The organism is Methylobacterium oryzihabitans (assembly GCF_004004555.2).
Classification (GTDB): Bacteria; Pseudomonadota; Alphaproteobacteria; order Rhizobiales; family Beijerinckiaceae; genus Methylobacterium; species Methylobacterium oryzihabitans.
Genome location: NZ_SACP01000009.1, coordinates 141609 through 164997, shown reverse-complemented (window position 1 = coordinate 164997; position 23389 = coordinate 141609). Strand labels below are relative to the sequence as shown.

General features: G+C 69.8%; 23 protein-coding genes, 1 pseudogene and 1 other annotated feature. Of the genes and pseudogenes, 15 read left to right on the top strand and 9 right to left on the bottom strand.

The features are described from left to right. Positions 1-134 precede the first annotated feature (134 nt). Positions 135-2807 carry a caspase family protein gene (locus tag EOE48_RS11340; RefSeq protein WP_127728976.1) on the bottom strand — a complete coding sequence of 891 codons (2673 nt, stop codon included), beginning with the start codon at positions 2805-2807 and terminating at the stop codon, positions 135-137. A 15-nt stretch (positions 2808-2822) separates the two neighbouring features. Next, positions 2823-3230, bottom strand: a complete 408-nt coding sequence (locus tag EOE48_RS11335) for a hypothetical protein (protein ID WP_127728973.1) — start codon at positions 3228-3230, stop codon at positions 2823-2825. A gap of 250 nt (positions 3231-3480) precedes the next feature. On the opposite strand from EOE48_RS11335, the gene EOE48_RS11330 reads away from it, so the two are divergent. Next, a complete protein-coding gene (locus EOE48_RS11330) occupies positions 3481-4044 on the top strand; it encodes a recombinase family protein (RefSeq protein ID WP_127728971.1) in 564 nt (187 codons plus the stop codon). 165 nt (positions 4045-4209) lie between these two features. Then, positions 4210-5064: an Abi family protein gene (locus EOE48_RS11325; RefSeq protein ID WP_187371387.1), complete on the top strand. Its 855-nt coding sequence runs from the start codon at positions 4210-4212 to the stop codon at positions 5062-5064. Between the two features lie 205 nt (positions 5065-5269). Here EOE48_RS11325 and EOE48_RS11320 read toward each other — a convergent pair. Together EOE48_RS11320 and EOE48_RS11315 are read right to left on the bottom strand one after the other, a co-directional pair. Beyond that, positions 5270-6498 (bottom strand): annotated as a pseudogene (locus EOE48_RS11320) (IS3 family transposase). Further along, positions 6101-6217 (bottom strand) — a sequence feature (AL1L pseudoknot). (Overlaps the previous pseudogene by 117 nt.) A gap of 131 nt (positions 6499-6629) precedes the next feature. After that, the gene (locus tag EOE48_RS11315; RefSeq protein WP_127728969.1) at positions 6630-7061 is read right to left on the bottom strand and encodes a hypothetical protein; all 432 of its coding nucleotides are present in this window, start codon (positions 7059-7061) and stop codon (positions 6630-6632) included. A gap of 258 nt (positions 7062-7319) precedes the next feature. On the opposite strand from EOE48_RS11315, the gene EOE48_RS29170 reads away from it, so the two are divergent. From EOE48_RS29170 to EOE48_RS11295, 5 genes are all read left to right on the top strand, one after another. After that, positions 7320-7493 (top strand): hypothetical protein, encoded by a 174-nt coding sequence (locus tag EOE48_RS29170; RefSeq protein WP_187371386.1) that lies wholly within the window; start codon positions 7320-7322, stop codon positions 7491-7493. A 176-nt stretch (positions 7494-7669) separates the two neighbouring features. Then, entirely contained in the window at positions 7670-7912 is a 243-nt protein-coding gene (locus tag EOE48_RS11310) for a type II toxin-antitoxin system VapB family antitoxin (protein WP_127728967.1), read from the top strand. Continuing rightward, positions 7912-8307 (top strand): type II toxin-antitoxin system VapC family toxin, encoded by a 396-nt coding sequence (locus tag EOE48_RS11305; RefSeq protein WP_127728965.1) that lies wholly within the window; start codon positions 7912-7914, stop codon positions 8305-8307. The genes EOE48_RS11310 and EOE48_RS11305 overlap by 1 nt, the downstream gene beginning before the upstream one ends. Before the next feature lie 494 nt (positions 8308-8801). Further along, a complete protein-coding gene (locus EOE48_RS11300) occupies positions 8802-9125 on the top strand; it encodes a DUF736 domain-containing protein (protein WP_127728963.1) in 324 nt (107 codons plus the stop codon). A gap of 64 nt (positions 9126-9189) precedes the next feature. Then, positions 9190-9438: a hypothetical protein gene (locus EOE48_RS11295; RefSeq protein ID WP_127728961.1), complete on the top strand. Its 249-nt coding sequence runs from the start codon at positions 9190-9192 to the stop codon at positions 9436-9438. On the opposite strand, the gene EOE48_RS11290 is transcribed toward EOE48_RS11295, so the two are convergent. Next, positions 9425-9778 (bottom strand): hypothetical protein, encoded by a 354-nt coding sequence (locus tag EOE48_RS11290; RefSeq protein ID WP_127728959.1) that lies wholly within the window; start codon positions 9776-9778, stop codon positions 9425-9427. The genes EOE48_RS11295 and EOE48_RS11290 overlap by 14 nt on opposite strands. 252 nt (positions 9779-10030) lie before the next feature. Between EOE48_RS11290 and EOE48_RS11285 the strand changes: the two genes are divergently transcribed. After that, positions 10031-11050: an ArdC family protein gene (locus tag EOE48_RS11285; protein WP_127728957.1), complete on the top strand. Its 1020-nt coding sequence runs from the start codon at positions 10031-10033 to the stop codon at positions 11048-11050. After that, a complete protein-coding gene (locus tag EOE48_RS11280) occupies positions 11050-11817 on the top strand; it encodes a hypothetical protein (RefSeq protein ID WP_127729063.1) in 768 nt (255 codons plus the stop codon). The genes EOE48_RS11285 and EOE48_RS11280 overlap by 1 nt, the downstream gene beginning before the upstream one ends. Here the strand turns inward: EOE48_RS11280 and EOE48_RS11275 are convergent. The 3 genes from EOE48_RS11275 to EOE48_RS11270 form a co-directional block, all read right to left on the bottom strand. Then, complete coding sequence (locus EOE48_RS11275; RefSeq protein WP_187371385.1) at positions 11814-12380, bottom strand: hypothetical protein; 567 nt, start codon at positions 12378-12380, stop codon at positions 11814-11816. The two genes, EOE48_RS11280 and EOE48_RS11275, sit on opposite strands and share 4 nt — an antisense overlap. Positions 12381-12430: 50 nt before the next feature. Then, positions 12431-12589: a hypothetical protein gene (locus EOE48_RS29165; RefSeq protein WP_187371384.1), complete on the bottom strand. Its 159-nt coding sequence runs from the start codon at positions 12587-12589 to the stop codon at positions 12431-12433. A gap of 79 nt (positions 12590-12668) precedes the next feature. After that, a complete protein-coding gene (locus EOE48_RS11270; RefSeq protein ID WP_127728955.1) occupies positions 12669-12884 on the bottom strand; it encodes a hypothetical protein in 216 nt (71 codons plus the stop codon). Positions 12885-13253: 369 nt separating this feature from the next. On the opposite strand from EOE48_RS11270, the gene EOE48_RS11265 reads away from it, so the two are divergent. From EOE48_RS11265 to EOE48_RS11250, 4 genes are all read left to right on the top strand, one after another. Next, positions 13254-13631 carry a hypothetical protein gene (locus tag EOE48_RS11265; protein WP_127728953.1) on the top strand — a complete coding sequence of 126 codons (378 nt, stop codon included), beginning with the start codon at positions 13254-13256 and terminating at the stop codon, positions 13629-13631. Positions 13632-13644: 13 nt separating this feature from the next. Further along, positions 13645-14124, top strand: a complete 480-nt coding sequence (locus EOE48_RS11260; protein WP_127728951.1) for a hypothetical protein — start codon at positions 13645-13647, stop codon at positions 14122-14124. A gap of 114 nt (positions 14125-14238) precedes the next feature. After that, on the top strand, positions 14239-16491 hold the full coding sequence (locus tag EOE48_RS11255) for a ParB/RepB/Spo0J family partition protein (RefSeq protein WP_127728949.1): 2253 nt from the start codon (positions 14239-14241) through the stop codon (positions 16489-16491). Positions 16492-16677: 186 nt separating this feature from the next. Further along, positions 16678-16983, top strand: a complete 306-nt coding sequence (locus EOE48_RS11250; RefSeq protein ID WP_127728947.1) for a DUF4326 domain-containing protein — start codon at positions 16678-16680, stop codon at positions 16981-16983. A gap of 30 nt (positions 16984-17013) precedes the next feature. On the opposite strand, the gene EOE48_RS11245 is transcribed toward EOE48_RS11250, so the two are convergent. Beyond that, a complete protein-coding gene (locus tag EOE48_RS11245) occupies positions 17014-17646 on the bottom strand; it encodes a Ros/MucR family transcriptional regulator (protein WP_246154159.1) in 633 nt (210 codons plus the stop codon). A gap of 244 nt (positions 17647-17890) precedes the next feature. Here EOE48_RS11245 and EOE48_RS11240 point away from each other — a divergent pair, with 244 nt between their 5' ends. Together EOE48_RS11240 and EOE48_RS11235 are read left to right on the top strand one after the other, a co-directional pair. After that, positions 17891-22246 carry a strawberry notch family protein gene (locus EOE48_RS11240; RefSeq protein ID WP_127728943.1) on the top strand — a complete coding sequence of 1452 codons (4356 nt, stop codon included), beginning with the start codon at positions 17891-17893 and terminating at the stop codon, positions 22244-22246. A gap of 25 nt (positions 22247-22271) precedes the next feature. Continuing rightward, positions 22272-23333, top strand: coding sequence for a DUF7146 domain-containing protein (locus EOE48_RS11235; RefSeq protein WP_127728941.1), 1062 nt, complete (start codon positions 22272-22274; stop codon positions 23331-23333). Positions 23334-23389 lie beyond the last annotated feature (56 nt).

The following is a 23389-nucleotide window of genomic DNA, read 5'->3' as shown; positions in this document are numbered from 1 at the left end:
GTTGAAGCGAGGCCCATTGAAAGCTGCACCGTCGAGGTAGGCGAGGGCCTGTGCCGGCCGATCTCGGCGTAGGGCGGCGGCGCAGGCGGCCAGCCGTCTGGGGATCCGCATCGCCACAGCCTCACACTGCCGTCTCACGGCGCGGCTTTACGGGTGGAGGCCCCCGTATCGGGTAAGCGACGGCCGCGGCGGCGCTCGAGGATCTGCTCGATGGCGAGGGACAGCCCGGCATCGGCGCTCTCGAACGTATCGATGCCGCCAGCGCGCCACTCCAGGGCGAAGTCCGGCGTGGTCGCGAGTTCGGCCTCGATCGCCGCGAGGCGGCGCAGGCGCGACGCGCCCCGTTCGAGGCCCGCATCTGCGCGGACGGAGCGACGGCGCGCGGCAGCGAACACGGCGATGGCGTCGGTACGGGCCAGGGCGTAGCTCTGGGCGTGCGTCCGCACCTCCGGCTGCGGCGCGAGGAGCAGGGCGGTGGCCTCGTCCGCGCTTCCGAGAAGGACCGAGATGATCGTGCGCGGCAGCAAGTCCTGCGTCGCCGCGAAGGCGAGCAGGCGCTCCCGGTCAATTGTCTCCATCGGGATGAGCGCGAGCGCCTCGATAAGCGGGCTCTCGACCTGCCCCGCCAGGATCCGCTCGGCACATGCTGCGCTCGCGCGCCGCTGATCGATCCGTGACAGCCAGCGCAGCAACTCGCGATCGAGCGGCGGCGAGGCGGGAAGCGCGTAGGCGAGCGCCTCGGACCCATCCGCGCCCACCGCGAGCAGCGCCTTGGCGACGATCCGACGCGTCTCGGAGCTCCGCGACGCTCCCAGGATGGCGCGCAGGGCGGAATCGCGCCCCTCCGCTCGCGCCTCCACCAGCGCGTCGACACCCTTAAGCACCCGGGCACCGGGGCTCCCGTCGAGAGGATAGGCGGCGATCGCCGTCGCAGTGTCGCCCTGCCTCAGGGCGAGCCTGAGCCGGCCGTCGGCCACTGTTGCATCGAGCCGGGCGCCAGGGCAATCCCGCACCGCCGCCACAGCGGCGTCGATCCGAGCCTCCTCCGGGAGCCCGCGCGACGGATCGAGCAGCCAAGCCCCGCACGCCGCCCCGCCACTGTAGCGCCAAAATCCCGCGAGGCGCTCACCGTGCACCTGCGCCGACCGTGCAAGGGCGTCAGGGGGACCGAGCATTGCGGCCAGTGTGGTCCGCATGGCCTCGGCCCCGGCGGAGTTCGACATCCGCAGGGCGAACAGGACATCACGAATGTCGGAGGGCTGACGGGCGGCGAACGCCTTCGCCGGATCGAGCCGGCAGCCTTTCGTCCGGACGATCGCCCGGACGGCGGTGAGGTACGTGATCCTGTCCGTACCGTCGGACAGGGCGGCATCGAGCCAGTCCTGCACAGCCGCGGTGCAGGGTCCCTGCCAGCTCGACAACAGGGTCAGGCCGCCCCCTCCCCGGCTTGCCGGCGACGCCCGCCAAGCCGCTACGGCTCGGCTCGGATCCAGAGCGGCGAGGGCCAGAACCGGCTCGACGGACTCCTCGGGACGGCTGGCGCGCACGATGCGGTCGAGTTCGTCTGCATCCTCGGCCACCACCGTCTCAGGCAGGAACTCAAGGTCGTTCGCCGCACTCGGCCGTCGCTCCTGGGCGGCGGCGAGGAGGTCGCGCCGCGCGCCGGCCCGGTCGCCGGCCCAGATGCGAAGGCGTGCCCGGCCGGGCGGTCGGAGCACCGTCAGGAGCGCGGCCTCAGGCGAAGCCTCGCGGGAGAGGACGAGAGGCCTGCCTTCCCGCGGCGCCAACGCGCTCTCGGCGAGATCCGAAGGCTCCTCGCCGTAGATCCATTCCGTGCGCGGCAGGCCGAACCCCGTCAGCCCAGGATAGCCGTGGACGAGGCTGACCCTGTTGTCCGTGAGGTCGAGGTAGTGGTGCGAGTCGAGGAACGCCCAGTAAAGCAGGAGTGCGAGGCCCCCTCCCCCGACCAGGCCAGCTGCCGTTGCCAGGACGCGTCGGCGCAGCGTCTGCCGGGTGACCCGCACGGTGCGGACGCGGACCTGCTCCAGCGTGAGGTCCCGGTTGAGGAACAGGAGCGGATCCCCGGCATGTGTGCCGGCGAAGACCGGCGTCTGGGTCTGGCCTGGCGGCAGCTGCCGCCGGGCCTCGTCCACAACGGTCGTCTTGAGGTCGTCGAACAGGTCGTTGAAGAAGATGCCGCCGGTCCGGTCGAGCACCGTCTCTCCACGCAGAATGCTCAGGAGCCGTCGCGTGAACAGCGAACCCCGGTCCGGCAATTCCCACGACGACTCGCCGGCGCGCGACGCACTGACGAGCAAACGGAAGTCGTGCGTCGCCAGGTTGAAGAGATCCGGCGCGTTCTCGGCGAAGCCGGCGCCGCCGCAGCAATCCAAGATCACCAAGATGCCGCGGGCCGCGGTACCCTTGAGCGCGCCCGCTACATCCTCCCGGCTGAGCCCGAGCGCGGGATCCGCCAGGCGCGGGCCGGTGCGCAGGATGAAGCCCTGGTCGCTCGCCTCGCCGTGGCCGGCGAAGTAGAAGATGACGATGTCGCTGGCTCTGGCCTGCGCAGCGACCTGCGCGAGCGTGCCGAGGATCGCCGTCCGCGACGCTTGCGGATCGGGGATCAGGTGGACCTGCGACGCCGGAACGCCGCACATCCGGGACGCCGATAGGGCGCTGGCAAGCTCTGCCGCTTCGGGGGCGCAGTCCGGCAGGTCCGTCAGCCCGGACCCGTCATAGGCGCTGATTCCGACGACAACGGCATGGATCGTCTCGGAGAAGCGATTGGCGGTGGAGACGGCCATCGGCTGGCCTTGCTGTCAAAGCCAGTAGCGCCAGAACCGGCGCGGTGCGGGACCGGGCGCCGGCGGAGTTCCGCCAGGTGTGACCGCACCTCCCCGCGTCCGTCGCGCGCCTCGGGCGGGGGCCCCCGCCGCCCGCGCCCCGCCGGCCGAGATGCCAGACGCGGACGTGAAGACGAAGAAGCCGTTCACGAGGGCGATCAGATAGGTCGCGAACGGCCCAGCGAGGACGATCTCCCCCGTGCTCGGATCGACCATCGCAAACAGGAGGCACAAAACGATCGATACAGATAATCCCAGGGCGGCAGGGTGGCGAAATCCGGGGAAGGCACTGCATACGCCATTGACGATGGCGGTCGTCGCCATGGTCGTTCCGGCGAATGTCGTCAGGCTCTGCCACGTGAAGAAATCGTTGTGAGCCGCCATCGTTTTTTGTCCGCCCACATTCCCTTGCGGAGCGAGCATGGCCGCCCCAATCGGCCGCGGCAAGGCGAAAATGCCAGCGGTGGGATAACTCCCAATCCAGATTCCAAGTCACGGGTGCAGTGTCGCAGATAGGTATACCGTTCTGGTACGGCTTCGTGGTACGGCCCTCATGAGCTCCAAAAGGGCCGTTTTCGTTTTATGTTACATAGCTCCGTTCAAAGCCAACCTTTTGGTACGTTTGAGGTCCAGAATGGCCCGGTTCGGCTACGCACGTGTCTCCTCCACCGACCAGGACCTCACCATCCAGCTCGAGAAGCTGAAGGCGGCAAGCTGCACGGTGATCCGCTCGGAGAAGCTGTCCGGCAAATCCACCGACGACCGGCCGGAACTTGCCACCGTGATGCAGTTCCTGCGCGATGGCGACGAGCTGGTTGTGGTCCGCCTCGATCGACTCGGCCGCTCCACCCGCGACGTCCTCAACCTCGTTCACGAACTCGACCAGAAGGGTGCGTCTCTGCGCATCCTCGATCCCGAGCTGACCACAGGTGGCGATGTCGGCCGGATCGTCGTCACCGTGCTCGGTATGGTCGCGGAGATGGAACGCAAGTTCATCCTTGAGCGCCAGCGCGCCGGGATTGAGGCCGCTAAGGCGGCCGGCGTCTACGCCGGCAAGGGCCGGCCGAAATCCGTGCCCGTGGGCGAAATCCGGCGCCGAGATGCGGCAGGGGAAGGGCCCGCTGCCATAGCCCGAGCGCTCGGTATTTCCCGCACCAGCGTCTACCGTGCGCTCGAGGCGGAGGAGACACAGCCCTGACTGGCTGGTCTCACACGCTGGAGGTTCGACGGAGCATCACGCTCCAACGATCCCTCGATCGATGCCCCTTGCCGGTTCAGACGGCATTGCCTATCTTAGGTCTGTCACGGGCCGCCACACATCTCCTTCGGGAGGCGTGCAAAAGGGCGGCCCTTCCTATTTGGAATGGCCCGCACACCCTTCACGAAGCCGCATGCGTCCGCAAACCAGCGGGTTGCACATCTGCGCGCAAAAGGCTTGGACATACCCCGTCCAAATGTCGCTGCTCGGAAAATCGAGCTGATCGGCTACGAGCGGCTCCGCATCTACTTCCTGGCCCGGCGCCAGTTGAATGCTCCCAACCGGCCCTTCGTGCCCGGGACGTCCTACCGTGACATCATCCGTCTCTACGAATGCGACACGCTGCTGCGGGACGTGTGTTTCGACGCTGTCGGCCAGTTCGAGATCCTCTTTCGCAATGCGATCTCCGAGGCCGTCAGCCAGACCTACGGCAGCCACCCCTACTTGAACCCAGCGGCATTCAGGGACTCCGCCTCCCACATCAAGGCGATCAGGAGCATGACCGACGCGTACGAGAAGTCCCACGACGGACGGGCGAGGCACTACCGCGAAACCTACAGTGATCCGTACCTTCCTGCGATCTGGACCGTGAAGGAGTTTCTGACCTTCGGCAGGGCCTCCAACCTCTACAAGTGTCTTTCTGGTCCGCTCAGGACAGCCGTAGCAGCCGACTTCGGAGTAGGCTCGGACGAGGTGTTTGAGAGCTGGGTCGCGAGCTTCGTCGACCTGCGCAACATTTGCGCCCATCATGACCGCCTCTTCAATCGAAAATTCCAGAAACAGCCCAAGACCTTGACGAGCGCAAGCATACCGACCGCGCCGAAGCCGAAACTCAAGGCCATCCTGGAATGCCTCGATCACGCAATGACGGGGCGGGGCGTTCCGATCGATAGCGTTGGCAAAGTCGCACGGATCATTGCTGCCCATCCCGAGATGCAGCCGGGCGAGGCCGGCTATTGATGGAAGTCCTGGGCGCCAAGGGCTACAGCCCCGGCCCCGCCTCCCTCACAGCCTGACGAAGCCCCATCCCCTTACCATCCTGGTGATGTCCGCCGCGCGCGACGACCGGCCGCTCGCCGAGGTCCTCGACAGCGGTGCCGACGATTTCCTCACCAAACCCCCGGAGTGAACCGCTCCGGGTTTTTCGGAGGCTGATTGGCTTGGGTCAGGCGGCCAAGGCTTGGTCGCCGACGTTGGCATGATAGCGCAGTTCGGCCTCGGCGGGAGGGACGTTGCCGATGGGCGCGAGGAGGCGACGGTGGTTGTACCAGTCGACCCACTCCAGAGTGGCATACTCGACCGCTTCGAAGGAGCGCCACGGGCCACGCCGATGGATCACCTCCGCCTTGAACAAGCCGTTGATCGTGTCCGCCAAGGCGTTGTCGTACGAGTCGCCGACGCTGCCGACCGACGGCTCGATGCCCGCACCGACCAGGCGCTCGGTGTCCCGTAGAGCCAAGTCTTGCGAGCCGCGGTCCGAGTGGTGCACCAGCCCGCTGCCCTGACCAGGACGACGCTCGTGCAGGGCCTGCTCCAGAGCATCCAGAACGAAGCTCGCATGAGCGCTACGTGAGGCCCGCCAACCGACAATGCGCCGGGCGAACACATCGATGACGAAGGCCACATAGACGAAGCCCGACCACGTCGCCACGTAGGTGAAGTCGCTCACCCACAAGGCATTCGGCCGGGGAGCCTTGAAGTGGCGGTTGACCCGATCGAGCGGGCAAGCTGAGGCCGGATCGGGGATCGTGGTGCGTACGGTCCTGCCACGCACCACCCCCGCCAAGCCCAATCGGCGCATCAGCCGCGCCACCGTGCATCGCGCGGCCACGATCCCCTGCCGGGCCAGTTGCCGCCAGACCTTCCGCACACCGTAGACGCAGAAGTTCGCCTCGAACACGCGCTGGATCTCGATCATCAACGCAGCGTCGCTGCGAGCACGAACCGGCTGCTTGTCCGGATCGGCGCGCCGGGCGGCATGCGCGTAGTCGGTCGACGGGGCGATCGGCAGCACCCTGCAGATCGGCTCGACCCCGTAGACGTCCCGATGATCGTCGATGACGCTGATCATGGCCGAGACCGGCGGTCGAGCTCCGCCATCGCGAAATACGCACTGGCCTTGCGCAGGATCTCGTTGGCTTGGCGCAGCTCGCGAACCTCTCGCTCCAGCGCCTTGATCCGCTCGCGCTCGTCCGTCGTCTGGCCGGGTCGCACACCTTGATCACGCTCGGACTGGCGCACCTAGTTCCTCAGCGTCTCGCCCGAGCAGCCGATCTTGGCCGCGATCGACTGGATCGCCGACCATTGCGAGCCGTGCTCGCCCGCGTGCTCGCGCACCATCCGCACAGCGCGCTCGCGCACCTCAGGGGAAAACGGGATTGTTCGCTTCGTCATGGCTCCATCCTCTCAGAAGGGGGAGCCTCCGGGAAACCCGGAGCGGTTCACTCGGCTGTGCCTTGGCATCTTGAGCCCCAGGTCAACTCCTGTGGCTCCGGATCAGGTCGCCACCTCGACCTCCCGGCCCCTCAGGTGAGGGGATAGGGCCCCTCGAACAGGTCGCCGAGCGCTCGCCTGCGCCGGTAGGTCAGCCGGCGCCGCCGCAGATGCTCTGGCCGGTCGTGGATCAGGTGACAGCGCTGGCACCAAGCCGCGAGATCCCGATCGCCGTTGAGGCTGGTGTCGTGGGCGCGGTGGCAGGTCGCCAGGATCGGCACCGTCAACCGGGCCCGCGCCAGCGCCGCGATCCTGGGCTCGCGGCGAAGCCCCCGGCCCCGGCCGGAGCGCCAATGCCCGGCCTCGGCGTCGTACCAGGTGCCATCATCGAGGCAGACGATCAGTTGCCCGTGCGGACGCCCGCAGGCCTCGCAGCGCCCGCCGGCGCGGCCGAAGCGGATCACAGCCGAGAGCTGCGGCCAGTCGATCGGGTAGAAGTGGCGATGTTCGGGGCGGATCGGCACGGTGCGGCCACGCTAGCACGGTCGGGTTAAGGGCGAATCCCCTCTCAGGGATCGGGCTCAGCCGGTGTGGACGACCCCGCTCTCTCGCATCAACCCCGATAGGCCGTCGCGGCCTTGTACGATCAACCCGCAAGGGGTCCGCTCCGCAAGCGGGCGGCCGCTACGGCTTCGCCTTCGCGGTGATCGCGGCCGCTCTCGGCCTCCTGGGGCCGCTGTCGAGCGGGGATCGCCCCCGCTCCAGCAGGAGCGAAGACCCCGATGGCGACCGATCTCACCCTCGCAAACCGCTACGCCCACAGCCTCGCGGCCTCCCTGATGGTCCCGGTCACCGTGTTCCGCTCCGAGGCCGGCTACGGCGTCGTCACGAGCGACGAGTTCGAGGGCGATCCCGCCGACATCATCTCCGAGTTCGACCCCTACGGGGAGGAGTGATCCTCGCACTGGAGCGCCCTCACCCAGACCGGGGCGCTCCATCGATCACGGCCGCGACCCGGCCGCCGTGATCGTCGATTTCCCGACCCCCATCCCATCCCGCAGCAGCGGGCTTGCCCCGAATCACCCATGGGATATCCTGATTGCGATATTAGGTATATTCGACAGGGATATCCGTGGCTCTCTACGTCAAGGATCCGGATGTGGACGCGCTTGCCCAGGAGCTGGCGTCCCTCAAGCGCACGACCAAGACCGAGGCCGTGCGCCAGGCGCTTCGCGCAGAGATCAGTCGCGAGAAGGACCGACTCGACCTCGTGGCCCAGTCCCTCGCCTTCGCCCGTAACCTCCGAAAGCGTGCCGGCCCCAACGCGATGCCCGATGACAGGACCTCGCGCAACGAACTGTACGGCAACCCGTAATGTTCGTCGACACCTCCGCCTTGATCGCAATCCTCGCCGGCGAGGCCGACGCTGCGGCCCTCGTCGCGCGCCTCCAGCGCGCGCGCCAGCGCCTCACCTCACCCTACGCGGTCTACGAGACCACGATCAGCCTCTCGCGTATCCTCGACCTTCCCCTGCCCGACGCCCGGGAGGCCGTGCTGGACTATCTCGCTCTGGCGGTCATCCAGGTCGTCGCCGTGTCGCCTAAGACGGCCGACGGCGCGATCGAGGCGTTCGAGCGCTACGGCAAGGGCCGTCACCCGGCCGGACTCACGCACGCCGACTGCTTCGCCTATGCGTGCGCCCAGGCCTACCGCATGCCGCTGCTGTTCAAAGGCAGTGGCTTTCCGTTGACCGACATCGCGGCGGCGTAGCTCGTCGGCTGTTGCAGAAGCTCGAGCCGCGCGCTTGAGCCTGTAGCCCCCTCCTGCCTCCCTCTCAGGCGGGACCGGCCATCGCCGGGCCTTCGCGGATGAGCCAGGGTCGGCGGGGAGCGGCGCGCAGATCGTCCTCTGAGTGCGGGCCTCCAGCCAGGGCGGGGTGCGGGACCCGGAACCGTCGAGGTCAGGCGCGTCACCCGAGCCGGCCAGGAGGCGTTCCCGCAGTCCGGAGAGCATGGCCGCAGCCCAGAGGCCTCAGAGATGGGCGGTTCTATCCGGGTCGCCCGGGACCACCGCAACGGCGGATGCCGGTGTTCTTCCCCGCCGCCTCACGGCGTCTCCTCGCGCATCAAGAAAACCGTCCCTCGCCGTCCTCCGCTCACGCTGCGGCCTGCAAGCAGGTGCGGCGCCGGTCGCCTCCGGCTCAACGAACGCCATCGAGGCCGCAGGGGCGCGGCCAAGAGCAACCGGACAAGAGGATCACGACCATGGCGACCATCGGCAGCTTCACCCAGACCCAGAACGGCTTCTCCGGCGAGATCACCACCCTCACCATCCAGGCCAAGAAGGTCGCGATCGTGGCGGAGACGGAGCGCACGGCCGAGAACGCCCCGACCCACCGGATCTACCTCGGCAAGGCTGAGATCGGCGCCGGATGGGCCAAGGTGTCGAAGGGCGAGCGGGACTACATCTCGGTCAAGATCGACGACCCGAGCCTGACGGGTCCCCTCTACGCCCGCCTCTTCGCGGAGGAGGACGGCAAGACCCACTCGCTGATCTGGACCCGCTCCAACGGCCGCCGCCAGGACTGAAGCCTGAGCCTCACGGCCTCGCCTGCCAGGCGGGGCCGGATCTGCGACAGAGGGAGCCCACACGATGGCTTACGCGTTCGACACGCTCGAATATTTTAAGGCTCTGCGCGAGGCGGGCATTCCCACCGAGCACGCCGATGCGCACGCCAGAGCGGCCCGGGAGTTCATTATGGTCGATCTCGTCACGAAGGAGGACCTGCGCGTCGCGCTGGAGCTTCAGACGATCCAGATGACGGCCCGCCTCGGAGGACTGATCGCCGCCGGCTTCGTGGCGATGTTCGGAGCGCTCGCCGCCCTCATCAAGCTGACCTGATCGACGTCCCGGCCCGCGTCGTCGCGCGGGTCGTCCCCCCCGGTCGGGACGCTGCCCGGCCCGCGATCACCGCCAGCCCGGCGGAGATGTCCCGTTCGATGTCGGAGCGCGTGGTCAGGTCCCTCGGGACGTAGCCGAGCTGCGCCAGCAGCACTCGCAAGATCCGGAAGTGCAACTCGTGGTCGACCTGCGCGGCCGCGTATTCGACCTCGCTCGCGCCGGCCGCGCGCCCGTCCTCGTCCTCCAGCGCCTCGAGCCGCATCAGCGCCGTGAGGTAGACGCAGTGGACCTCGCGGACGTGCTGCTCCAGGGTTTCACCTTCGCCACTTGAGCAATGCAACAGCCGCCTCCGGTCCGAGCCTGCCGCAGGGAAGCCGCCGATCCAGTTGCAATCCTAGGCGATGGTTTTTCCGCAATCCAGCAACCTATGAGTGCGTAACCGTGTGGTTGCTGCTGCCAGCCGCGCTTGAGCGCGTTCGTCCTGCGTGGCGGGCCGGCCGGGCGGTCGCGCGGGAGGGAGAGGAGGCCTGGAGGACGATGACGGGAGATCAGGCCGGAGAGAGGCTCCGGCGCCTGTCGCGAAGGCATCCCGATGGCCCGCCGCCCCTCCTCCTCCCGGAAACCCACCGCCCGCCGCACCGAGGCCGCTCCAGAGCAGCGCCCCGACCTGTATCAGCGCATCACCGACACGATCATCGCCCAGCTCGAGCAGGGACGGGTGCCGTGGGTGCAGCCCTGGGGCGACCTGCCGGGCGCCGCCGCAGTCGGGATGCCGCGCAACGCCCTGACCGAGCGGGCGTATTCCGGCATCAACGTCATGCTGCTGTGGGGAAGCGGCATGGCGGCAGGCTACCCGACCCAGCGCTGGCTCACCTTCCGCCAGGCGCGCGCCCTCGGGGGCAGCGTGCGCCGGGGCGAGAAGGGCACCCCGGTCGTGTATGCCAACCGCTTCACCCCCGAGCAGGAGCGCGCGCGGGCCTCGCAGGCGGGCGAGGAGGCGCGCTCGATCGCTTTCCTGAAGCAATACACCGTGTTCAACGCCGCGCAGTGCGACGGGCTGCCGGACGGCCTCTACGTGCCGCCGCCGCCGCCGCGCGAGGACCTGATCGAGCCGCGCTTCCACGCGCTGATGGAGGGCACCGGCCTCACGATCCATCTCGGCGGGCAGCGGGCGTTCTATCGCCAGGCCGACGACGCGATCGTGCTGCCGCCGCCGCAGTCGTTCTTCGAGCCGATCAATTTCCACAGGACCGCGGCTCATGAAATGAGCCACGCGACAGGCGCGGCCCATCGGCTCGCCCGCGACTTCACCGGCCGCTACGGTAGCGAAGGGTATGCCCGCGAGGAACTCGTAGCTGAGATTTCGGCGGCCTACGTCTGCGCCAGCCTCGGCATCGTGCCGACCGTGCGCCACGCCGACTACATCGCGAACTGGCTCGAGGTGCTCCGCTCGGATCCGCGAGCCATCGTGCAGGCGGCGAGCCTCGCCAGCCGCTCCGCAGACTGGCTGCTCGGCCACCTGCCGCCCGAGCTCGCCGTGGACGGCGCCGGCGGGCTGGACGAGGGCGACGAGGAGGATGCGGCGCCGGCGATCGAGCGGGAGGCGGCGTGATGCGCTTCAAGCGCTGGCCGCGGCCGACGGCCTTCGAGGACACGTCGCGCAAACGCGCGGCGTACCGGCGCAGGCAGGTCCGCGAGCAGGCAGCCCTCCCCCTCTTCGCCGCGGCGATCGCCGAGCGCCAGTTCGACGTCGACGAGGAGATGGTTCGGCGCACCGGGCAGTGGGAGCGCCAGCAGCGGGACGGCCGGCGGCGGCGGGCCGAGGGCTGGCGCCGGGTCCGCGCGCGCCTGTTCGAGTACCCGGCCGGCAGTCGCAGGGCGATCCGGGCGCTGTGGCGGATCTGCCCGTATGCGGCCGACCCGAGCTACCTCGGCACCCTGCTGCATGAAATCGCGACCGGACGGATCGACCCGGCGCGGCCTCCGTGGGGCGGTCGGCACACACTCACCCCCCGGACGACCCCGAACCCGAGCACGTTCGGGGAGGCCTTCCGGCAGATCGGCCAGCGCACGGTGGGTGGCGGGCCGAAGACCGTCGCCGCCGACGAGCGCCTGTTCTGCGGCAATCTCGGCTCGGGGATCCTGTTCCTGACCTCGCGCGTGCGGCTGATCGAGCCGAACGAGTCGTTCTACACCTCCTCCGACCACCGCCTGCGCGACAGCCATGTCGGTCGCAGCGGGCATTGGGTCGACATCGCGGTGCGGGGCCCCTGCTCGGACGCCGAACTGGCCCTGATCCAGCGCCTCGCTCAAGGAGAGGACACCCGGCCGGTGATCGTCCGGCGGTTCGACGCGATGGCCAGCCGGCCCGATCTCTAAGGGATGTTGTCCGGAACCAGGCTCTGCGCGACGGGCCGCACCCGAACCCCCGCCGCGGCGAGCAGCTCCGCGCTGTCGTCGTGGACGCGCTCCCCGATCAGGAATTCGAGGTAGCGGCCCAGGCTCGCGAAGATGTCGAGCCCGCCACCGTAGAAGGCGCACACCATCGGCTCCGTACCGTCGGGGCGCCAGATCAGGTAGGTCGCCCCGCCCCTGTCTTCGTCGATCCCGAACAGCGCCATCCGGGCCGGGTCGATGCCCCTCGGGAAGGTCTCAGCCAGGGTCTCCATCTGCGCGTGGTGCCAGGCGCGCTCGCGGAGCTGGGCGGAGGCGGTCGCGACAGCACCCAACGCCAGCCAGGTCTGGCCGTACGCCGCGCCGTGCCAGGCATCCGCGAAGGCGTAGCGGGCCCGCAGCATCGGGCTCATCGCCAGCGTGGTCGCCGGATCGAGGGCAGCGATCCCGTATGCCGGATCGCAGGCCTCCTCTCGCGCCTGTCGGACGTCGTCCTTGTCGTTCAGGATCCAGAGGTGCTGCAGCAGCGCCCCGATGTCGTCGGTCATCGTCGCCTTCCGTTTCCCGAAATCCGTGTCGAGCCTCCCGGACCGGGCGCCTATCGCCAGCGGTCGCCGGTGCCAAGGCCGATCGCCCGGGCCTCGAGGCGCGCCAGCTCGATCGCGACGCGGGTCCAGAACCGGACCCGCCGCCCGTCCGGCAGGCGAGCCCGCTCGCGCGCGATGAAGTAGGCCTGATCGCCGTAGTGGCGGTGCATGATCCGGGCTCGGGCCTGCACCCGGGCCCACCGCTTGGCTCGTCGTCTCAGGCACATTGAGGATGAGCCTCGGCGAGAGTCAGGGGCCCGTCGCAGGACTGGACGGCATCACGGCGCGCGCTCGATCCGCACGCCAGCCGAGCAACGTGAGAATGATGCCGAGGTTGGTCGTGAGCTGGATGAATAGCCCGTCCTGCACGTGCGCGCGGCGCTGGGTCAGGGCATCGGTGTATGCACGGCCGAGTTCATCGAGATCTCGGCGCGCACCCTCGTCGGGATCGCGTGGTCGCCCCATCGGTCGCTCCCCGGACGGGCCCGTGTCCGCGGTACGCCCCCGCTAACGAGCCTCGACCATCCCAAGCCGGGGGTTGGAAAACCGCATTTGAACGGTCCCCATGACCTTTAGCACCGGAGCGCCTGGACATAGTCACAGGCCCCCGGCCGCATGGCCAGAGGATCGGCGCCGTGACGGCCGGCACCAAACCGTCAAATGAGGGGTTTCCACGCCCCAGGGCGGCGCGTACCGCCCCGGAGAGATCATAGGCGCTCGCTCCGCTTCGATCCAGCGTTTCAGCTCACGAGAGGCAGAGGAGCCGGCGTCTCCGACGAGGGATCAGCAAGCTGGGAGAGAGGCTCTCAGCCCCTTCTGGCCGATCGAGCGCACATGACCGACCCCCTTTCCTACACCCTGGCCCTCGACATCTCCGTCCAAGACACGGACCGGGTGCTCGAGGCGGCATCCCTCGAGCTGGTCGGCCGCCGCTTCGCTGCCTCGGTCGACGAGGCTCTGGGCGTCCTCGCCGGAGACGTGGCGGAGGCGCTCGTGGTGTTGATCGAGCTTCACGATCTCGCCTCGGCCGGCGCGGTGGTGCTGCGGATCGTGTCCGGATCGAGCGAGCCGATCCCGTCCCGGTCGGGCCTGTCGCTGCCGACCGTCCTCGCCCGGCCTCGACGCCTGACGCCGCCCATGCCGGCCCTCCTCACGCCTGAGGGGGGCCGTTCGCCCGTGCAGGACCGCCGGCTTCCGGCGGATCCGCGGTGAAGGAGCGAGCACCATGGGCGAGTACGTGATGACCACCGTGACCATCGGCGGCGCTATGGTGGGCCCTGGGGCCGTCACAGCACTGGTCGCAGCGGCGAGCGTGTACTTCGCAGAGGCCGACACACTCGTGCGCGACGCGCTGGCCAACGGCACGAGTTTGACCTTCGAGGACGCGCAGGATTACGGCCTGACCCCGGGCCTCGACGCATTCTGCCGGAACCACGGACTGTCCTACCACCGCGCTTGGATCGCCCGTCCCGGCGTGTTCGATGCCGGCGTGAAGTTCTGGCAGCCGGGCATGGCGAGCCCGGTGGAGGAGTCGGCCGACGACGGCGGCAAGCCGATGATCACCCTGGCGGCCCTCCGGAACTGCCACGAGGCCGGCGAGACCCTATCCGATGTCATGGCCCGGCTTGAGAAAGCAGAGGCCTCCGCCGTGCCGCCGCTGACCCTGGTCGTGGCCGCTGGCGCCGCCCGGCAGGTCACCGCCTGATCCGGCGTACTTCGATCCGTCGGCCCCCTTCTGGAGTCAGAGGGGGGCTCCGCCTGTGTGAGGGTTTCGAGGTCGGACAGAGAGCCCGGCCGCCCGAGCCAGGGATGACGGACCATGACCAGCGCGAAGACTAGCACGAAGGCCGTTGCGAAGATCACGCTGACCGAGGCGGTCGCGATCCCGTTCGAGAAGCTCGTCTTGAGCCAGGCGAACGTGCGTCGGATCGCCCACGGGCAGAGCATTGAGGATCTGGCGAACGACATCGCCCACCGCGGCCTGATGCAAAACCTGAACGTCCGTCCGATCCTCGACGAGGCGGGTCAGGAGACCGGCCGCTACGAGGTGCCCGCCGGCGGACGCCGCTTCCGGGCGCTGGAGCATCTGGTGAAGACCCGCCGCATGGCCAAGGGCGTCAAGGTGCCCTGCATCGTGCGCGCAGCCGACAGCGCGATCAGTGCCGAGGAGGACTCGCTGGCCGAGAACGCCCACCGCGAGGCCCTGCACCCGCTCGACCAGTTCCGCGCGTTCAAGGCGCTCGCCGACGCCGGCATGCCCCACGCCGATATCGCGGCCCGGTTCTTCGTGACGGAGCGGATCGTCGGTCAGCGCCTGCGGCTCGCCGGGATCAGCCCGGTCCTGCTCGAGGCCTACGGCGCTGGCGAGATGACGCTGGAATGCCTGATGGCGTTCTCGGTCACGGAGGATCAGGCGCGCCAGGTCCAGGTCTGGGAGGCGTTGAAGAAGCGAGGCGCCTTGAGCAACTGGGGGATCCGGCAGGCCCTGACCGAGCGCACGGTGAGCATGGGCGAGCCCCGGGCGATCTTCGTCGGCCAGGACGCCTACGAGGCCGCTGGCGGCGTTGTCCTGCGCGACCTGTTCACGGAGCGCGGCGACGAGTGGTTCCAGGATCCCGCGCTGCTCGACCGCTTGGCCGAGGCGAAGCTGGCCGAGTTCGGCGCCACCGTGGCGGCCGAGGGCTGGAAGTGGATCGAGGTGTCGCTCTCGCTGATGGCGAGCCGCGTCTACGGCCTGCGTGCCCTGCCGACCCGCTCCGACCTGAGCGAAGCCGAGGCCGAGGCGTTCGAGGCGGCTCTGGCTGAGCGTGAGCAGCTCGACAACGAGCACGGCTACGGCGACGAGGAGTGGCCCGCCGACGCCGCGCATCGGATGGCCAAGCTGGAGAAGGACATCGCCGCGTTCGAGGCGCGTGCCGAGATCTACGACCCGGCCGACATCGCGATCGCCGGCGCCTTCGTCACCCTCGACTACGACGGTACGCCGAAGGTGCGCCGCGGCTACGTCCGGCCCGAGGACGAGCCCCGGGCGGAGACGGAGACCCCGCCGGGAACGGACTCCGCCGCGGTCGCGGCCGGAGCGGCGCCGGCGCCGATCAGCGAGCCGGTCGCGTCCCCCTCGGGCAGTGTCGCTGCCCCGGCTCCGGCGGTGATGCGCACGGTCATCACGATCGGGGGCGGCACGCCCGCGTCTGCCCCTGCGCCCGAGCCGGAAGAGGTCGAGCGCCCGCTCTCCGAGCAGCACCGGATCGAGCTGACCACCTACCGCACGATCGCGCTGCGCGAGGCGCTGGCCGACGACCCCGAGGCGGCCTTCATCGCGGTCGTGCACGCCATGGTGATCCGGGTGATCGTCACCGGCTACCGCGCCGCGTCGTGCCTGGAGGTCTCCACCAGTTCGGCCCGGCCCGACCACACCGTCCAGGGCCTCGACGCCTACCGGCCGGCGAGTGCCCTCGGCGTCAAGCGTGAGGCGTGGGCGCGGCGCCTGCCGGCCGACCACCGCGCAATCTGGGACTTCCTGGTCGACTTAGGCCCCGAGCAGCGCACGGACCTGTTCGCGCTCTGCGCGGGCCTCAGCATCAACGCGATGCACACGCAATACGATCGGCGGCCTGCCGAGGTGATGCCGCACGCCGACCAGCTCGCCCAACTCGTCGGACTCGACATGACCCGCGACTGGCATCCGACGGCGGCGAACTACTTCTCGCGAGTGACGAAGGGCAAGATCCTGGCCGCGGTGCGCGAGGCCAAGGGGGAGGACAAGGCCCAGCTCCTCGACCACCTCAAGAAGGCCGATATGGCGCGCGAAGCCGAGCGGCTGATGGCCGACAGCGGCTGGCTGCCCGATCTGCTGCGCACGCCCGGCCTGAGTGCCGAGGGGGCGACGGCCCCGGCCAAGACCGCTGAATCCGATGAGGCGACGGCGATCGCGGAGGTCGCACTGCCGGCGTTCCTCGGCGACGCTGCGGAGGAGGCCGGGTCCGAGCCGAGCGAGCCGCTTCCGCCCTTCCTCAACGGCGAGGACGGCTCGGCCGACGGCAACATGGGGTATGCCATCGCCGCCGAGTGAGCGGCCATGGACGGGTGCGGGCCTTGCGCTCGGACCCGTCCCGATCCCCGCTCGCTACGAGCGTCCTGCATGACCGCGGCGGGGTCGGGGTCAACGGGCAGGCCGTTCCCGCTCGCCTGAAGGCTCGCGTGACCCCGCCCCCTCGACCGCGGTCGCCACGACGCATCAGCGATCGGGAGCAGGACGATGTGTCGAGTTCTGAACAAACGGACCGGAACCCACGATGGGGCCGTCTACATCGGCCGCGGCTCGAAATGGGGCAACCCGTTCGTCATCGGCAAGGACGGGACCCGCGCCGAGGTGATCGAGAAGTACGGGCGGTGGCTGGCCGACCAGCACCTGCTGCTGCGCGCGCTGGACGAGCTGCGCGGGCGCGATCTCGTGTGCTGGTGCGCGCCCCTGGCCTGCCACGGTGATCTGCTCAAGACCCTCGCCAACGCCAGCCGCGACGCACGCATCGCGTGGAGGCGCGGGGTGAAGGCGGCGGCCTGATCTCGCCCAAGATCCGCACCGGGCCGGGCATCAGCCCGGGCTCGCACCCTGTCCCACGTCGCCCTGCCGGCGCCACCCGCCTCGGGTGAGACCCACGCTGTAGGGCTTCGGTTTGGGTGGGTCCTCAGCGCCCCGCGTCTGCGTCTTCGCGGTGATGGCGGACTTCCTTCGCGGTTTGGCCGTGCTGCGATCGTGCTTCCCGAGGTTGCGCTGCCGGGCGAGCTCGGCGCGATGCTTGAGGTGGGCCGCCGGCATCATCGGGTAGTCGTCGGGCAGGCCCCACTTCTCACGGTAGGCGTCGGGCGTCAGGCCGAACAGCCGAAGATGCCGAGCCAGCATCCGGTAGTGCTCGCCGTCCTCGAAGCAGACGAGGTAGGTTTCCTGGACCGAGTCCGCGATCTCCTTGAGCGAAAGGAGGCGCGCCGGGACCTGCGGGCGGGGATAGTCCGATGCGACGTAGGACACCTTGGGTACGGCCTGGGCGATCACGGGCGTCGCCGTGGCGACCTCGAAGTCGTGCGGAGACCTGAGCGCCTTCGACACCGTCGTGATGAGCGTGGCGAGATCAGCGGCCGGCAAGCGGTTGCCGGCGACGTATCCCATCACGATCCGAGCCGTGCAGCGCACGATCTCGGCGTCTCCATTCGATTGCGGCCGGTTCAACCGACGAATCCCTCCGCTGTGTCTGACTGTTCCATGCAAGCGCATGACTCGGCCATCGGTCAATGGTCTTAACCATTCCGAAAGGAAGTGACTGTGTGGAAGGGGGCCTGGTGTGTCCCCGATACTGCACTGCGGGATTAAAGTCCCGCGAGTTGAGAGGAAGAGGAGCCCTGTCGGGGATTAAGCCGACGCGAGGACGAGAGAGAGCCACGCGGTCCGGCACGATCTGACAGGAGCCGCGCCAATGAACTTCTCGATCAGCGCCAAGGACTTCCAGGCGAGCACCGCCCTTACCCCGAGCCCGGCCGCCATCGTCGAGGCCGGCACCCGCCTCGCTGACGCGCTGGCGCAGGGCCGGGCGATCGAGACCGCCGCCCTGCGGACGGCGATGGAGGCCGCCTGCGGCGGCAGCGACGTCTCGGGTCTGTGGCTATGGAAGGACGCCTACGAGGCCGGCGAGGTCGCCCAGGTGCTGTTCCTGCGCCGGTTCTGGCCGGCGATCCGCGCCAAGGCCGCGACCCCGGCCGGCCGGCTCGCGATGCTCGCCCGGATCGCCGGCATGCTGCCGACCCACACCCGGCGCAGCGAGGGGAGCGAGGCGCTCCAGCAGTTCTCAACTCCCCTTCCCCTCGGCTACGTCGCGGCCCTCGCCTGCGGCTTGCGGCCGAGCGAGGTGCTGCTGGAGCCGTCGGCCGGAACGGGCCTGCTCGCGGTCCACGCCGAGCTTGCGGGCGCACGCCTCCACCTCAACGAGCTCGCCGCGACCCGGGCGGGCCTGCTCGCGGCGCTCTACCCGGCCGGTTCGGTCACGCAGCTCGACGCGGCGCAGATCCACGACCGCCTGGCCGAGGACCTGGCGCCGAGCGTGGTCCTGATGAACCCGCCCTTCTCGGTCGCGGCACAGGTCGAAGGCCGGTATCGCGACGCGACCGGCGATCACCTGCGCTCGGCCCTCTCGCGGCTCCCCCGCGGCGGGCGCCTGGTCGCCATCACCGGCGAGAGCTTCCGGCCCGATCGCTCGGGCGCGGCCAAGGCCTTCGCGGCGCTTGGCGAGCGCGGCGGGCGGCTTGTGTTCTCCGCCGGCCTGTCAGGGCGGGCCTATGCCAAGCACGGCACCAGCGTCGACGTGCGCCTCCACGTCTTCGACCGCCTGCCCGCCGGCGAGACGGGTACGCACGTCGCTCCGCTCGGCCTGATGGAGGATGTGGCCGGGCTGCTGGCCGCTGTTCTGGCTCATGTCCCGGCCCGCCTGGAGCCGGCCGCCGCACCGGCCCGCCGGGCTTCGATCCCGGGGCTTTCCCGCAAGCCGGGGCCGGCCCCGCGCTCCCTCCCCTCGCCCCAGGTCGCCTCGGCGGCTGCCGCCGACGTCACCGCTTCGGAGATCGCCTACAAGGTGATCGAGGAGCTGCCCGCGACGCTCGCCGCCGAGGCGGCCCTCTACGAAGCCTACGCCCTGGAGACCCTGCGGATCGAGGGCGCTCACGCCCATCCGACCCCGCTGGTCCAGTCGACCGCCATGGCCTCGGTGCGCCTGCCCCGACCGGGCTACGCCCCGCGCCTCCCCGCACCGGTCGTCTCGGCCGGCCTGCTCTCGGAATGCCAGCTTGAGACAGTGATCTACGCCGGCGCCGCCCACGCCTGCCACCTGCCCGGTCACTGGACCGTCGATGAGACCGGTACGCTCCTCTCGGCCGCGGCTGCGGACGCCGAGGGGGCGGTGCGCTTCCGCCAGGGCTTCTTCCTTGGCGACGGCACCGGCGCGGGCAAGGGGCGCCAGGTCGCCGGCGTCATCCTCGACAACTGGTGCCGAGGTCGCCGCAAGGCGCTCTGGATCTCGAAGAACGAGGCGCTGCTGGAAGATGCCCAGCGGGATTGGCGCCACCTCGGCCAGGAGCCGCTCCAGATCGTCCCGCTGTCGCGCTTCGCGCCGGGTAAGCCCGTGACGCTGGCCGAGGGCATCCTGTTCACGACCTTTGCGACCCTGCGCGGCGCCGGGCGGAACGGGTCCGGCTCGCGCCTCGACCAGATCCTCGCCTGGCTCGGGCCTGACTTCGACGGCGTGATCGCCCTCGACGAAGCCCACGCGCTCGCCAACGCGGCGGCCGGCTCGGGCGACCGCGGTGTGGTCGAGGCTTCGCAGCAAGGCCGCGCCGGGCTCGCGCTTCAGTACCGCCTGCCGGATGCCCGGGTGATCTACGTGAGCGCGACCGGCGCGGTCACGGTCGAGAAGCTCGCCTACGCCCACCGGCTCGGCCTGTGGGGCGGGGGCGCTTTCCCCTTCCCCACCCGGTCGGACTTCATCACCGCGATGGACCAGGGCGGCCTGGCCGCCATGGAGGTGCTGGCGCGCGATCTGAAGGCGCTAGGCCTCTACACCGCCCGCTCGCTGTCCTACGCCGGCGTCGAGGTCGAGATGCTGGAGCACGTGCTGACGGCGGAGCAGACGGCGATCTACGACGACTACGCCGACGCCTTCCAGGTCATCCACACTAACCTCGACGCGGCGCTGAAGGCCTCGGGCGTCACCGGCACATCCGGAACGCTGAACCGCGCGGCCAAGTCTGCTGCCCGCTCCGCCTTCGAGTCGAGCAAGCAGCGCTTCTTCAACCACCTCCTCACGGCAATGAAGTGCCCGAGCCTGATCGCGGCGATCGAGGCGGGGATCGAGGCCGGCCACGCCGCGGTCGTGCAGATCGTCTCGACCGGCGAAGCGCTAATGGAGCGGCGGCTGGCCGAGATCCCCTCGGAGGAGTGGGGCGACCTCCACGTCGACGTCACGCCGCGCGAGTACGTCATCGACTACCTCAAGCACGCCTTCCCGACCCAGCTCTACGAGCCCTACAGCGACGCTGACGGTAACATCGAGTCCCGGCCGGTGATCGATGCCGACGGCCAGCCCGTCCTGTGCCGTGAGGCCGTCGAGAACCGTGACGCCCTGATCGAGCACCTGTGCGGGCTCGCACCCGTGCAGTCGGCCCTCGACCAGATCCTGCACCACTTCGGCACGGACGTCGTTGCCGAGGTGACCGGGCGATCGCGCCGCATCGTGCGCCAGGCGGGCAAGGACGGGATCGATCGCCTCGTGCTCCAGAACCGCCCTGGCAGCGCCAACCTGTCCGAGACGCAGGCCTTCCAGGACGACGAAAAGCGGATCCTTGTGTTCTCCGATGCCGGCGGCACCGGGCGCAGCTACCACGCCGACCGGGGCGCGAAGAACCAGCGCCTGCGCGTGCACTACCTGCTCGAGGCCGGATGGAAGGCCGATGCCGCCGTGCAGGGGCTTGGCCGCACCAACCGGACGAACCAGGCGCAACCGCCGCGGTTTCGCCCGGTGACCACCAGCGTGAAGGGCGAGAAGCGCTTCCTCTCGACCATCGCGCGCCGCCTCGACACGCTCGGCGCCATCACCCGCGGCCAGCGCCAGACCGGTGGTCAGGGCCTGTTCCGGCCGGAGGACAATCTGGAGGGGCCGTACGCGGCCACCGCGCTGCGCCAGCTCTATTGGGCAATCATGCGCGGGGAGATCGAGGGCTGCCCGCTCAAGGTGTTCGAAGCGACCACCGGCCTCGCCCTCACCACGGAGAGCGGCGCGCTGCTTGACGAGCTGCCGCCGATCGGCCGCTTCCTCAACCGCGTGCTCGCGCTCCGCATCGATATGCAGAACCGCCTCTTCGAGGCGTTCGAGGAGCGCCTGGCCCTGGTGATCGAGGGCGCGATCTCGGCCGGGGTCTACGACGTCGGCGTCGAGGTGCTGACGGCTGAATCCTTCACCGTGACCGACCGCGAGGTGGCGTACACCCACCCGGCGAGCGGCGCGCACACCCACCTCCTGACCATCTCCGAGCGCCGCCGGCTCCGGCCGCTTGACCTTGCCGCGGCGCTCGACATGATCGCCGACGGCTACCGCCCCGTCGTGAACGCAAAATCCGGCCGGCCGGCGCTGATGGGCAAGGCGGCGAGCGAGACGCGCGAGGACGGCTCGGTGGTGGCGCGGGTCCGCCTGGTGCGCCCGCTCCAGCGCCAGCTCCTCGACCGCGACCAGTACGCGCGCTCCTCGTTCGAGGAGGTATCGGCCGAGGCCTTCGCGGCGGCCTGGAGCGCCGAGCTCGCCAGCCTGCCCGAGTTCGACGAGCGCACCCTCTACGTGGTCACCGGTCTGCTCCTGCCGATCTGGGATCGCCTGCCCGGCATCGACATGCGGGTGTTCCGCCTCGTGACCGACGCCGGCGAGCGCATCGTCGGGCGCGTGGTCGACCCGCAGGACCTGCACGTCACCCGCGAGAAGCTCAACCTCGGCGCCGGTACCGCCATGGCCCCGGCCGACGCCTACGCGGCCGTGCTCGGGGGCCGGGCCAGCCTCCAGCTCACCGGCGGGCTTCAGGTGAAGAGAGTCCGAGTGATGAGCGAGCACCGCATCGAGTTGATCGGGGTGAGCGAGAGCGCGCGGGCGGCCTTGAAGACCATCGGCCTGTTCTCAGAAGTGATTTCGTTTCGTACGCGTCTGTTCATCCCGGTCGGAGAGAATGGGGCCACCATCCTGGCCGCCGTCATCGAGCGCTATGCACTGTTACGTTGCGTCGCCGCTCACGCTCACGCTTAATGCACGAACCCGACGGAGGCCGACCATGCCGATCCATCCCACCGCCGCGGATCTCTCCCGCCAACTCGCCGACAACGTCGAGGCGTTCTGCCGGCGCTACCTCTCGAACGGCCACCGGAACGGCCGCTGGTGGTGCGTCGGAGACGTCTTCAACACCGAGGGCGGATCGATGTACGTGCGGCTGACAGGGCCGAGCACCGGCAAGGGCGCCCGGGGCAAGTGGACCGACAGCGCGACCGGCGAGCACGGCGACCTGCTCGACGTGATCCGGCTCCAGAACAACGAGGACTGGAAGGCGGCCCTCGCGGAAGCGCGGGCGTTCCTGAGCATACCTCACCAGCCCGTGCCGGAGCGGGACCGCCCGCTCCCTGCGGCCCGCGATACGGCCGAGTCGGCCCGTCGCATGCTGCGCTACGGCCGGCCGGTGCCCGGCACCGTCGCTGCGGCCTACCTGCGCTCACGCGGGCTCGGCCACGCGCTCGACCAGGCTGCCCTGCGGTTCCACCCGCGCTGCCTGTACCGGCCCTCGGCCAGGGAGCCCGAGGGCCCGGACACCTACCATCCGGCTCTGATGGCCAGCGTCACCGATCTGTCGGGCACCGTCATGGCGGTCGGCCGGACCTGGCTTGCTCCGGACGGCCGGGGCAAGGCTGCGGTGCGCGACCAGCGGCGGACCCTCGGCAACCAGCTCGGCCATGGCGTGCGCTTCCCCGGCACTGTGTCCGACCTGATGGTGGCCGGCGAGGGTATGGAGACAGTGCTGTCGGTCCAGCGCGTCCTGCCGGCGGTGCCGCACGTCGCTGCCCTGTCGGGGGCCCACCTCGGTGCCCTGATCCTCCCTCCCGGCCTGCGCCACCTCTACATCGCCCGCGACGCCGATCCAGCCGGCGAACGGGGTGCCGCGACCCTGCGCCAGCGCGCCGAGGCCGCGGGCATCCTGGTGAGCTACCTCGATCCCCACGAGGATGACTTCAACACCGACCTCTGCCACCTCGGCCCGCGCGATCTCGCCCTGCATCTCGCGCCCCAGCTCGACCCGAACGACGCGGTGGCCCACCTCCCGTTCGAGGATGCCCTGGTGGCCTGATCTGCCGAGGCCCAGGTTGAGGATCGACCCATGGCCCGGCCCGGGCCGAGAGAGCG